A 12,356-nucleotide genomic window follows, 5' to 3' on the forward strand; every position below is an offset into this window, starting at 1 on the left:
AACGCCATAAAAAAACCGCAGTCTAAGCTGCGGTTTTTTTATGCGTGAAGCAGATGAATTAACCCACCCACTTGCGCGCATTGCGCCACATGCGCATCCAAGGGCTGAACGCATCCACGCCGCCCGAAGCCGCCAAGTCGGTCCAGCTCATTTGCACGTTACGGAACACGCGCTCGGGGTGCGGCATCATGGCGGTGAAGCGGCCGTCTGCTGTGGTGACAGAAGTCAAGCCACCAGCACTGCCGTTGGGGTTGAAGGGATAGGCTTCGGTCGCTGCACCGTGGTTGTCCACAAAGCGCATGGCGGGCAAGGCTTTAGCCGCATTACCGCGCTGACTGAAATTGGCAAAGCCTTCACCGTGCGCCACAGCAATCGGCAAACGTGCGCCTGCCATGCCTGCAAAGAACAGCGAAGGTGATTCCAACACTTCCACCATGCTCAAACGCGCTTCAAAGCGCTCGCTTTGGTTGGTGGTGAAGCGTGGCCAGTGTTCTGCGCCAGGGATGATGTCGGCCAACTCGGCAAACATTTGGCAGCCGTTGCACACGCCCAAGCCGAAGGTGTCGGTGCGGGCAAAGAACTGCAGCATTTGCTCAGACAACACGGGGTTGAACGTGATGCTGCGTGCCCAGCCAATGCCAGCGCCCAAGGTGTCGCCGTAGCTAAAGCCACCGCATGCCACCAAGCCTTTGAAGTCTTGCAGTTTGGCGCGACCGGTTTGCAGGTCGGTCATGTGCACGTCGTAAGCATCAAAGCCGGCTTCGGCAAACGCATAGGCCATTTCAACGTGTGAGTTGACGCCCTGCTCGCGCAGCACCGCCACTTTGGGTTTGGCGGCCACGTTGATGAACGGCGCAGCCACGTTGTCGGTGATGCCTACTGGCAAATGCACATGCATGCCGGGGTCGGTGGGGTTGCCCGCTGCGGCGTGTTCGGCATCGGCACATGCGGGGTTGTCGCGCTGTTGGCAAATCTTCCAGCTCACGCTGTCCCACACTTGGTGCAGGTCGGCGAGCTTGGCGGTGAACACTTCTTTGGTGTCGCGCCACACACTGATGGCGCCTTTGCCGTGGTCCAACGCAGCCGATACGGGGCGTGTTTTGCCCACAAAGTGGCTGTGCTTGGAGAGGCCGTGCTCGCGCAAGGTTTGCATCACCTCGTTGCGCTCCGACGTGCGCACTTGCAGCACCACGCCCAGCTCTTCGTTGAACAAGGCTTGCAGCGTCAGCTCTTCACGACGGGCGCTGACCTGTGAGGCCCAGTTTTTGGTGTCGCCGTATTCGGCACGGCTGTCGTTGATGCCGTCGCCTTCGGTGATGAGCATGTCCACATTCAGCGCCACACCCACTTGGCCTGCAAAGGCCATCTCGCACACAGCGGCCATCAAGCCACCATCGCTGCGGTCGTGGTACGCCAAGATCTTGCCTTGTGCGCGCAGGGTGTTGACGGCGTTGACGAGCTTGACCAAGTCTTGGGCATCGTCGAGGTCTGGCACTTGGTCGCCTGCTTGATTCAGCACTTGGCCCAAGATGCTGCCCGCCATGCGGCGCTTGCCCTCGCCCAATTGCACCAACACCAAGGTGGTGTCTTCGGTGTTGTTGAGCTGAGGTGTGAGCGTGCCGCGCACATCGGGGATGGATGCAAACGCGCTGATGATCAAGCTCACTGGTGAGGTGACTTTTTGGGTCGCGCCGTTTTCAGTCCACTGCGTGCGCATGGACAAACTGTCTTTGCCCACGGGGATGGAAATGCCCAAGGCTGGGCATAGCTCCAAGCCCACGGCTTTGACGGTGTCGTACAAGGCAGCATCTTCACCCGGCTCACCGCAAGCGGCCATCCAGTTGGCGCTGAGCTTGACGCGTGGCAGCTCAAACGGTGCGGCCAACAAGTTGGTGATAGCCTCAGCCACAGCCATGCGGCCTGAGGCGGGCGCGTCGAGCGATGCGAGCGGTGTGCGCTCGCCCATGCTCATGGCTTCACCGGCGAAGCTTTGGTAGTCGGCCAAAGTCACGGCCACATCGGCCACTGGCACTTGCCATGGGCCCACCATTTGGTCGCGGTGCGTCAAGCCACCCACAGCGCGGTCGCCGATGGTGATGAGAAAACGTTTGCTGGCCACGGTGGGGTGGCTCAGCACGTTGATCACGGCTTCTTGCAAGCTCACGCCCGTGAGGTCCATGGGTGCGCTGGTGCGCTCGACACGCGTCACCTCGCGGTGCATCTTGGGTGGTTTGCCGAGCAGCACGTTCATGGGCATATCAACTGCCGCTCCAACGCTCCCCGAGGGATCGCTCACATGGTGTGCCAGCGCCGCATCTTCATTGGCAACGGTCAGGTGGCGCTCTTCGGTCGCCACACCCACCACGGCAAACGGGCAACGCTCGCGCTCGCAGAAGGCTTTGAATTGTTCGAGCGACTCTGGCGCAATCGCCATCACGTAGCGCTCTTGGCTTTCGTTGGACCAAATTTCTTTGGGTGCCAAGCCTGATTCTTCGAGCGGGACAGCGCGTAAATCAAAACGCGCGCCACGGCCTGCGTCGTTGGTCAGCTCGGGGAAGGCGTTGGACAAACCGCCCGCGCCCACGTCGTGAATGGCGAGGATGGGGTTGGCCGCACCTTGCGCCCAGCAATGGTTGATGACCTCTTGCGCTCGGCGCTCAATTTCGGGGTTGCCGCGTTGCACCGAGTCAAAGTCCAGCTCAGCCGCGTTCGTGCCGCTGGCCATCGAGCTGGCTGCGCTGCCGCCCATGCCAATGCGCATGCCGGGGCCGCCGAGTTGAATCAGCAAGCTGCCTGCGGGGAACTCAATCTTCTTGGTTTGTTCGCTGTCAATCACGCCCAAACCACCCGCAATCATGATGGGCTTGTGGTAGCCGCGTGTCACGCCGGCCACGTCTTGTTCGTACTCGCGGAAGTAGCCCGTCAGGTTAGGACGACCAAACTCGTTGTTGAATGCCGCGCCACCCAAAGGGCCTTCGGTCATGATTTGCAAAGGGCTGGCCATGTGCGAGGGGCGGCCCAACTTGCTGTCCCACAACTTAGACACGGTGAAGCCAGACATGCCCGCTTTGGGCTTGGAGCCACGGCCTGTCGCACCCTCGTCGCGAATCTCGCCGCCGTTGCCGGTGGAGGCGCCGGGGTATGGCGAAATGGCGGTGGGATGGTTGTGGGTTTCGACCTTCATCAACACATGGTTGGTGGCCGCAACTTTTTCGTACTGAGGCAGGTCTTTGCCATTGTTGGTGGCGAGGAAACGCTCGACCTTGTGGCCTTCCATGATGGAGGCGTTGTCCGAATACGCCACCACCGTGTAGTGCGGGCTGGTTTTTTCGGTGTGGCGAATCATGCCAAAGAGGCTGTGCGATTGCGCTTCGCCGTCAATCGTGAACTCGGCATTGAAAATCTTGTGGCGGCAGTGTTCGCTATTGGCCTGCGCGAACATCATCAGCTCCACATCGGTGGGGTTGCGCTTGAGCTGCGTGAAGGCGTTCACCAAATATGCAATCTCATCCTCGGCCAAGGCCAAGCCCCAGCGCTTGTTGGCGTCTTGCAAAGCGGCCTCGCCACCTTGGAGCACGTCCACTTGCTCCATCGGCGCGGCGTGCAGTTCGGTGAACAAGCCCAGTGCCTCGTCGCGTGTGCGCATGACCGACTCAGTCATGCGGTCGTGCAACACATCGGCCACGGCCAGCAGTTGTTCGGGCGTGAGCGAGGCTTTGCTCAGCAAGCCGTCTTTGAGCTGGATGTGGAACTCGGTGATGCGCTCAATGCGCTTGAGCTGCAAACCGCAGTTGTGCGCAATGTCGGTGGCCTTCGATGCCCAGGGCGACACCGTGCCAAAACGTGGCGTGACCACCAGCAAAGTGCCTACGGGTGCTGTATGTGCGGGCTCGCCGTAGGTCAGCAAGGCGGCCAGCGTTTGCTGTTGCGCGGCATCCAACATGGCCTCGGTCGCCGCCAAGTGCACAAAACGGGCACTCAGACCTTTGATTTGCGGGGAAATTGCCGCCAAACGGGGCAAGAGCTGTTGAACACGGAAATCGCTGAGGGCGTTGCCGCCTTCGAAAATGCTGAGGTGCAGGGACACGAGGGAGCCTTGAGAAAAAGACGGAAATCGAATCGAGCCGGGCCGCTGACTGGGGCTGGTCGGCAAAGGCTATATTTTACGTGCCGAACGAGGGTGTTTTGTACACAATATCTCTGTCAATGACAGGTGTTTTGCGACGGATGGGATAATCCAGCCCATGACCATTTCCATCAAAGACGCCCAAGGCGCACAAGGCATGCGTATCGCGGGCAAACTGGCCTCCGAAGTTCTCGATTTCCTCACCCCGCACGTGGTGCCTGGCGTGACGACCAACCAGCTCGACAAGCTTTGCTACGACTACATCACGGAAGTTCAAAAGGCCATTCCTGCGCCGCTGAACTACGACCCCTCGGGCAACAACCCCTACCCCAAATCCATCTGCACCTCGATCAACCATCAGGTGTGCCACGGCATCCCTAACGACAAGCCGCTGAAAAAAGGCGACACCGTCAACATCGACATCACCGTCATCAAAGACGGTTGGCATGGCGACACCAGCCGTATGTTCTTGGTGGGCGAAACGTCTATTGCGGCCAAGCGTTTGTCCAAGCTGACGTACGAAGCCATGTGGCACGGCATCGTCAAGGTCAAGCCTGGCGCACGTTTAGGCGACATTGGTTTTGCGATTCAACGCTTTGCCGAGAGCCACGGCTTCTCCGTGGTGCGCGAGTTTTGCGGCCACGGCATTGGTCAGGTGTTCCATGAAGAGCCTCAAGTGCTGCACTACGGCAAGCCCGGCACGGGCGAGACGCTGCAAGCGGGCATGACCTTCACCATCGAACCCATGATCAACGCCGGCAAGAAAGACATCAAAGAGTTGGGCGACGGCTGGACCATCGTCACGCGCGACCACTCGTTGTCAGCCCAATGGGAGCACACCATCCTCGTGACGCCCACCGGCTACGAGGTGTTGACCCTCTCTGAAGGCAGCCCCGCCCTGCCCGACTTTGTGACCACCACCTGCTGTTAAGCACCCCGCGATGAACGCCTTGGCCAACCTTTACCGAAAGGACAAGGCGGCATTGCTGCTGGCTGCGTCTGGCTCGACCACCCCACGTGGTGTGAAAACTTTGTTGCACAAGCTGAGCAGCATGACCGACGACACCCTGCGCACGCTGTGGGATGCCGCAGGCTTTGACAACGGCTTGTGCCTTGCCGCTGTGGGCGGCTATGGCCGTGGCGAGTTGTACCCCTACTCAGACGTGGATGTGCTGTTGCTCATGCCCGATGGCACCTCGCCCGAGAAGGACGACGCCCTCAAGGCACAAATTGAAAAGTTCATCGGCAGCTGCTGGGACACAGGCTTAGAAATTGGCTCCAGTGTGCGCACCGTGACCGAGTGCGTGCAAGAAGCTTCGACGGACATCACGGTACAAACCTCGTTGTTGGAAGCGCGCTTTTTGGTGGGCAGCGTCAAGCTGTTCAAGACCTTTCAAAAACACTACGCGATTGCGCTCGACCCCAAGGCTTTCTTCGTGGCTAAAACCGCCGAGATGCGCCAACGCCACGCCAAGTTTGAAAACACGCCCTACTCGCTCGAACCCAACTGCAAAGAGTCACCCGGCGGTCTGCGCGACTTGCAAGTGGTGCTGTGGGTGGCCAAAGCTGCGGGCCTAGGCACGAGCTGGGAAAACTTGGGCCGCAAAGGTTTGGCCACCGAGTTTGAAGTCAAGCAGCTCAAGCGCAACGAAGACGCCCTGGCGCTCATTCGCACCCGCTTGCACCTTGCCGCGAAACGCCGTGAAGACCGCTTGGTGTTTGACTTGCAACATGCCGTAGCCCAAAGCTTAGGCCTAGGCGTGGAAGAAGACGGCACGCTCAACGCACGCGCGGCCAGCGAAGCGTTGATGAAGCGCTATTACTGGGCGGCCAAAGCGGTCACGCAGCTCAACCAAATTTTGTTGCTCAACATCGAAGAGCGTTTGAACGGCAACACCCAAGTGCTGCACCCCATCAACGAACGCTTCGCCGACAAAGCAGGCATGTTGGAAGTGACCAGCGACGACGTGTATGTGAACAACCCCCACGCGATTTTGGAAACCTTCTGGTTGTACGAATCCACCGTGGGCATCAGCGGTCTGTCGGCCCGCACCCTGCGTGCGCTCTACAACGCCCGCAGCCTGATGGATGGCAAATTCCGCGCTGACCCTGTGAACCGCGAGATGTTCATGCGCATCTTGCAAGCGCCCAGCGGTATGACGCATGCCGTGCGCTTGATGAACCAAACCTCGGTGCTGGGCCGTTACCTGTGGCCCTTCCGCCGCATCGTGGGCCAAATGCAGCATGACCTGTTCCACGTCTACACCGTGGACCAACACATCTTGATGGTGCTGCGCAATGTGCGCCGCTTCTTCATGGCCGAGCATGCGCATGAATACCCGTTTTGCTCGCAACTCGCCGCGGGTTGGGACAAGCCTTGGATTTTGTACGCCGCTGCGTTGTTCCACGACATCGCCAAAGGCCGTGGCGGCGACCACTCGCAGCTGGGCCGTGGCGAAGTGCGCAAATTTGCACGCGACCACAGCTTGAGCAAAGACGACGCTAAGCTGATTGAGTTCTTGGTGGGCGAACACTTGACCATGAGCAACGTCGCGCAAAAACAAGATTTGAGCGACCCCGATGTGATTCAAGCCTTCGCCAAACGCGTGGGCAACGAGCGCAACCTCACTGCGTTGTATTTGCTCACCGTGGCCGACATTCGCGGCACCAGCCCCAAAGTGTGGAATGCGTGGAAAGGCAAGCTGCTGGAAGACTTGTACCGCTACACCGCCCGCGCTTTGGGTGGCCGTGCGCCCGATGCGGATGCCGAAGTGGAGCAACGCAAAACCGAAGCCCTCACCATGCTCGCGTTGTACGCACTGCCTTTTGAGGCACACAAAGACTTGTGGGCCACTTTGGATGTGGGCTATTTCATGCGTCACGACGCCGCAGACATTGCATGGCACACACGCCAGCTCTCGCGCAGCTTGTCGATTGCCAAAGCCCAAAACAAACCTATGGACGTGACCGTGCGTGCGCGTTTGTCCCCCGTGGGTGAAGGCTTGCAGGTGATGGTGTATTCGCCCGACCAGCCCGATTTGTTTGCACGCATCTGCGGCTACTTTGACCAAGCAGGCTTCAACATTTGGGACGCCAAGGTGCACACCGCCACCAACGGCTACGCGCTGGACACCTTCCAAGTGGTGAGCAGCCATTTTGAAGAGCACTACCGCAACCTCATCAACATGGTGGAAACCGGTTTGACCGAAACCATTGTGCAAGCCAAGCCGCTGCCCACCGTTGGCAAAGGCCGCGTGTCACGCCGCGTCAAGAGCTTCCCCATCGCACCGCGTGTGACCTTGCAGCCCGACGAGCGCGCGCAAAAGTGGCTGCTGAGCATCTCGGCCAGCGACCGCGTGGGCTTGCTCTACAGCGTGGCGCGTGTGTTGGCCAACCATAAGGTGAACTTGCTGTTGGCCAAAATCAGCACCTTGGGCGAACGCGTGGAAGACACCTTCTTGATTGACGGTGCAGCTTTGCAGCAAAACAGAGCGCAGCTGGAGATTGAGACGGAGTTGCTCGCGGCGTTGCAGGCTTGACTAGGACTTGACATGGACTGAATTTGGTTTATATTCAGTCCAAATTTACTGCTAGACCTGCTATGTCACTCGCTCAACAAATCAAGCCCATTTCATATCTCAAGTCACACGCCGCCGAAATCATCAAAGATTTCGCAATAAATCCTGAACCGCTCATCATCACGCAAAACGGTGAAGCCAAGATGGTTGTGCTTGATATTCAGGCTTATGAGCAGCAACAAGAAACCATGGCCTTGCTCAAACTCATTGCGATGGGCAACAAAGAACTCGCCCAAGGTCAGTATCAAGAGGCCGATGCATTTTTCAATGCGATGAATGATTGAACATGGGACAGGCGCGAAAAGCGGTTGTCCTTCAATCCGCACAAATTGACTACAGAAGAATCAAAAATTATGTGAGCCATAAATTTGGGGCTCAAACATGGGAAGCCATTAATAGCGAGTGGCAAAGCAAAATCAAAAAACTAGCCCTAGACCCCAATCTTGGCAGCAACATTCCTGAACTTAACGGTACTGGTTTTACAGGATTCAAAAAATATCAGTACAAAAACGCTTACGTGGTTTATCACCACTCCGCAGAGCTTCTAACCATTTACATGTTTATTCCAAGCATGCGCGATTTCCGCCAGCATTTGATGGAACGGCTGCTGGACGCTTAATCGTCCGTATCGCTCAGCCCCGGAAACAACACGTCTGTGTAGCCAAAGCGCGAAAAGTCGCGCACACGCATGGGGTAAAGCTTGCCTATCAGGTGATCGCATTCGTGTTGCACCACCCGCGCATGAAAGCCCTCGACCGTGCGGTCAATCGGCTGGCCTTTTTCATCAAAACCTTGGTAGCGCAAACGCTTGAAACGCGGCACCACGCCACGCAAGCCCGGCACAGACAAGCAACCTTCCCAACCCTCTTCTTCCTCGTCACCTAGGGGTGTGAGCACAGGGTTAATGAGCACGGTGTACGGCACCACAGGCGCATCGGGGTAACGCGGGTTGACCTCGCCTGAACCAAACACCACCACTTGCAAATCCACACCAATTTGCGGTGCGGCTAGGCCAGCGCCATTGGCGGCCAGCATGGTGTCGTCTAGGTCTTTGAGCAGTGCGTGTAGCTCGGGTGTGTTGAAGGCTGTCACGGGCTGTGCCACGCGCAGCAGGCGCTCATCGCCCATTTTCAAAATTTCACGGACGGTCATGTCGTGTCCTTATTCAGATGCGTGTTCAGCGACCAAAGCCAACAAGCCCGCTTCGTCCAGCACCTTGATGCCCAGCTCTTGCGCTTTGTCGAGCTTGCTGCCGGCCTCTGCACCAGCCACCACGCAGTGCGTTTTTTTGCTCACACTACCTGCCACTTTGGCTCCTAAGGCTTCGAGCATGTCTTTGGCTTGGTCGCGACTGAGGGTGGGCAGTGTGCCGGTGAGCACAAAGGTTTGGCCCGCCAGCGGCAAGCTCGCGCCTTCTGTGGGTTCGCCCTCGGTCCATGTGACACCGCACGCGCGCAGCTGCTCCACCACTTCGCGGTTGTGCGGCTGGTCAAAGAAAGTGCGCAGGCTTTGCGCCACGATGGGTCCCACGTCAGCCACTTGCAGCAGCTGGTCCAGCGTGGCGTCCATGATGGCGTCCATCTTGCCGAAGTGACGTGCCAGCTCTTTGGCCGTGGCCTCGCCCACATGGCGAATGCCTAGGCCAAACAAGAAGCGTGGCAGCGTGGTGTGTTTGGATTTTTCAATGCTGGCCAGCACGTTGTTGGCTGATTTTTCAGCCATGCGTTCCAGCGTGACCAAGGCGGTTAGCCCCAAGCGATACAGGTCGGGCAAGGTTTTGACCACGCCAGCATCCACCAGTTGATCCACCAACTTGTCGCCCAAATCTTCAATCTCAACGGCGCGGCGGTGTGCAAAGTGCAGGATGGCTTGCTTGCGCTGAGCGCTGCAAAACAGGCCGCCCGTGCAGCGGTAGTCAGCCTCGCCCTCTTCGCGCACGGCGGCGCTGCCGCACACAGGGCAAATGTGCGGCATGGTGAAGATTTGGGATTCATGCAAACGTTTTTCAACGATGACCGACACCACTTCGGGAATCACATCGCCTGCGCGGCGCACCACCACGGTGTCGCCTACCCGCACGTCTTTGCGACGGGCTTCGTCTTCGTTGTGCAGCGTGGCGTTGGTCACGGTCACGCCGCCCACAAACACAGGCGCGAGTTTGGCCACGGGTGTGAGCTTGCCCGTGCGGCCCACTTGCACCTCGATGGCTTGCACGGTGGTGAGTTGTTCTTGCGCGGGGTATTTGTGCGCCACGGCCCAGCGGGGTTCGCGCGTCACAAACCCAAGCTGACGCTGCGCGGCCAGGCTGTTGACCTTGTAGACCACGCCGTCAATGTCGTACGGCAACGCATCACGCGCTTGGCCGATGCGTTGATGAAACGCCACCAAGCCCGCCGCGCCTTGCACACATGCGGTTTGCTCGGCCACGGGGAAGCCCCATTTCTTGAGCGTCATCAACAAATCGAAATGCGTGCTGAAGGATGGGCCGCCTTCTTCGGCAGGTGTGATATCGCCCAAGCCATAAGCAAAGAAGCTCAAGGGGCGCTGAGCGGCAATGGTGGGGTCAAGCTGACGCACGGCACCAGCGGCGGCGTTGCGTGGGTTCACAAAGGTTTTTTCGCCCTTCTCGCCTGCGGCAATGCGCTCGCGTTGGCGCTCGTTCAAGGCTTCAAAGTCGCCACGGGCCATATAGACCTCGCCGCGCACTTCCAGCACTTTGGGCGCGTCGTGAGACAAGCGCAGAGGGATTTGGCCAATGGTGCGGATGTTTTGTGTGACGTCTTCACCGGTTTCGCCATCGCCGCGTGTGGCGGCTTGGACCAACACACCGTTCTCGTAGCGCAGGCTCATGGCCAAGCCGTCAAATTTCAACTCGGCCACGTAATCCACCAACGGGTCGGCCTCAGTCAGGCCCAGCTCTTTACGAATGCGCGTGTCAAAGGCTTCGGCGCCGCTGGCTTCGGTGTCGGTCTCGGTGCGAATGCTGAGCATGGGCACCACGTGTTTGACGCTGGCAAAGCTATCGAGTGGTTTACCACCCACACGTTGCGTGGGTGAATCAGGGGTGAGGAGCTCGGGGTGCGCTGCTTCTAACGCTTGCAGCTCTTTGAACAAGCGGTCGTATTCGGCATCGGGAATGACGGGCGCGTCCAGCACGTAGTACTGGTGGCCGTGGTGGTGCAGCTGTGTGCGCAGTTTGGCGGCACGTGCCGCTACATCGTTGTGGCCGTTGGCATTGCTGCCGTCTGTGGGGTTAGCGGCAGAGCCGCCTACATGGGCGTTGGCATCGCTGCCAAATAAGTCAGCGGTGCTCATGCTGCGTGACCTTGAAATTAGCTGAACAAGCGGCGCGCTTGCGGCGAGCCTGCCGACAAATCACGCGCATCGAGCGTGTCGTACAAAGCCAGCAAGTCGCGGGCAATGGCGCCGATGGCGGTTTCTGACAAGGGTTGGCCGTTGTCGTCTGAAATCGCGCCGTCCATCACACGCGCCAGTTCGTAGGCGGTTTGAATCATGCGGGCGTACGGCTCTTCTTTGCGGTCCACCTGTGGCACGTCGAGTGACAAGGCGAGTTCGTATATGGCAGATTGCGTGGGGTCTTCCGACATCGCGGCTTGCGAGTCAAAGGTCAAACCCAAGATGGGTGGCAAGCCATGCACGGGCGCAGGCACGACCATGCGGCCTGGCAATACGCCAGCGATGAAGCCCAAACGTGCCGCGTTTTGCTGCACATAGCCAGGGCTCCATGCAGCTTTGGTGGCCTTCAGGGTGAAGCTCAGCTGTGCGTCGTGGGCGCTGGCAAAGCTGTCGAGTTCGCGGGCGCGGGCCACTTCTTCGAGCATGTCTGGAAATTCGGGCGCGCCATTGATGGCGTCGGCAAAAGCTTGTGTCTTGGTGACGAACTCAGAGAACTCAATTTCGTTCAAGGGGCCGGTGCGGTTGGCCAACTGCACGCCTGACTGGAATGCGCTGTAGCGTTGGCCGTTGCGTGGGTGTTCCCACAAGCCGCTCTCGGTGTTGAGGCCTTCTACGCTGAACAACTTGCTACCCACACGGCGCGTGGCGGGCATAGAGGCCAAGGCTGCATCGCCAGAAACGGGCATGTCAATTTCAACCGCAGCGATGACGTCAATCAAGGCGTCTAAGGCCGGGCGTTTTTCGGGTTGGGGCAAATCAGCCGTGGCCGAATCCATGACCTTGGCCAAGGTCGGTGTCATGGCCGGTGCTTGTGCCACGTGTTGTGCCGCACGCTCCGCGGCAACTTTGGCGGCAGCCGCTTTGCTCTCGGCAATGCGGGCCAGCTCGGCTTCATCCGGCACGCGCTGGGCGTGTGCGGTGGCTTCTTCCATCATGCTGCGCGCGATGTCGGTGACGGGGTCGAGGCCGCCACTGGTTTCGTACGTGGGCGCAATGCTGCTGGTGACTTCTGGCGCGTGATGCTCCTCGTAAGACGGCGCGGCATCAAACGACGGCTCTTGCGCTTGGCCAAAACTTGGTGCGTAGGCCGTGGGTTCGACGGCGGTTTCTTGAGGCAAAGGCTCGGCTTGGCGTGGCTTGTTTTTGCGTGACGTCCACGTGCTGTGCGCCACCACACCGGCGAGGACCACGCCACCGGCAATCGCTAAACCAATTTGAAGAGTGCTCATGTTTTT

General features: G+C 59.0%; 8 protein-coding genes. 4 read left to right on the forward strand and 4 right to left on the reverse strand.

Annotated elements, in window-relative coordinates; translation table 11 throughout:
• Positions 1–58: 58 nt before the first annotated feature.
• Entirely contained in the window at positions 59–4,087 is a 4,029-nt protein-coding gene (gene purL / locus QMG15_RS06460; RefSeq protein WP_281790031.1) for a phosphoribosylformylglycinamidine synthase, read from the reverse strand.
• Positions 4,088–4,244: 157 nt separating this feature from the next.
• Between purL and map the strand changes: the two genes are divergently transcribed.
• The 4 genes from map (at position 4,245) to QMG15_RS06480 (ending at position 8,323) form a co-directional block, all read left to right on the forward strand.
• Positions 4,245–5,057: a type I methionyl aminopeptidase gene (map, locus tag QMG15_RS06465; protein ID WP_281790032.1), complete on the forward strand. Its 813-nt coding sequence runs from the start codon at positions 4,245–4,247 to the stop codon at positions 5,055–5,057.
• Positions 5,058–5,067: 10 nt separating this feature from the next.
• Positions 5,068–7,665 (forward strand): [protein-PII] uridylyltransferase, encoded by a 2,598-nt coding sequence (locus QMG15_RS06470; RefSeq protein ID WP_281790034.1) that lies wholly within the window; start codon positions 5,068–5,070, stop codon positions 7,663–7,665.
• A gap of 62 nt (positions 7,666–7,727) precedes the next feature.
• A complete protein-coding gene (locus QMG15_RS06475; protein ID WP_281790035.1) occupies positions 7,728–7,988 on the forward strand; it encodes a type II toxin-antitoxin system Phd/YefM family antitoxin in 261 nt (86 codons plus the stop codon).
• A 2-nt stretch (positions 7,989–7,990) separates the two neighbouring features.
• The gene (locus QMG15_RS06480) at positions 7,991–8,323 is read left to right on the forward strand and encodes a type II toxin-antitoxin system RelE/ParE family toxin (RefSeq protein WP_281790036.1); all 333 of its coding nucleotides are present in this window, start codon (positions 7,991–7,993) and stop codon (positions 8,321–8,323) included.
• On the opposite strand, the gene def is transcribed toward QMG15_RS06480, so the two are convergent.
• Genes def through QMG15_RS06495 form a run of 3 tightly spaced genes read right to left on the reverse strand, consistent with a single transcriptional unit; the run spans position 8,320 to position 12,350 of the window.
• Positions 8,320–8,856 (reverse strand): peptide deformylase, encoded by a 537-nt coding sequence (gene def / locus QMG15_RS06485; RefSeq protein ID WP_281790037.1) that lies wholly within the window; start codon positions 8,854–8,856, stop codon positions 8,320–8,322. The two genes, QMG15_RS06480 and def, sit on opposite strands and share 4 nt — an antisense overlap.
• Before the next feature lie 9 nt (positions 8,857–8,865).
• Entirely contained in the window at positions 8,866–11,019 is a 2,154-nt protein-coding gene (gene ligA / locus QMG15_RS06490; RefSeq protein WP_281790038.1) for an NAD-dependent DNA ligase LigA, read from the reverse strand.
• 17 nt (positions 11,020–11,036) lie between these two features.
• Positions 11,037–12,350 (reverse strand): cell division protein ZipA C-terminal FtsZ-binding domain-containing protein, encoded by a 1,314-nt coding sequence (locus tag QMG15_RS06495; RefSeq protein ID WP_199220186.1) that lies wholly within the window; start codon positions 12,348–12,350, stop codon positions 11,037–11,039.
• Positions 12,351–12,356 lie beyond the last annotated feature (6 nt).

Source organism: Limnohabitans sp. INBF002, assembly GCF_027924905.1.
In the GTDB taxonomy this organism is placed as follows: Bacteria; Pseudomonadota; Gammaproteobacteria; order Burkholderiales; family Burkholderiaceae_C; genus Limnohabitans.

Bases quoted from the DNA above. Each gene is read 5' to 3' on its own strand.
- QMG15_RS06470 (WP_281790034.1), top strand. From the start codon at position 5,068: ATGAACGCCTTGGCCAACCTTTACCGAAAGGACAAGGCGGCATTGCTG.
- map (WP_281790032.1), top strand. From the start codon at position 4,245: ATGACCATTTCCATCAAAGACGCCCAAGGCGCACAAGGCATGCGTATC.
- def (WP_281790037.1), bottom strand. From the start codon at position 8,856: ATGACCGTCCGTGAAATTTTGAAAATGGGCGATGAGCGCCTGCTGCGC.
- QMG15_RS06495 (WP_199220186.1), bottom strand. From the start codon at position 12,350: ATGAGCACTCTTCAAATTGGTTTAGCGATTGCCGGTGGCGTGGTCCTC.
- QMG15_RS06475 (WP_281790035.1), top strand. From the start codon at position 7,728: ATGTCACTCGCTCAACAAATCAAGCCCATTTCATATCTCAAGTCACAC.
- QMG15_RS06480 (WP_281790036.1), top strand. From the start codon at position 7,991: ATGGGACAGGCGCGAAAAGCGGTTGTCCTTCAATCCGCACAAATTGAC.
- ligA (WP_281790038.1), bottom strand. From the start codon at position 11,019: ATGAGCACCGCTGACTTATTTGGCAGCGATGCCAACGCCCATGTAGGC.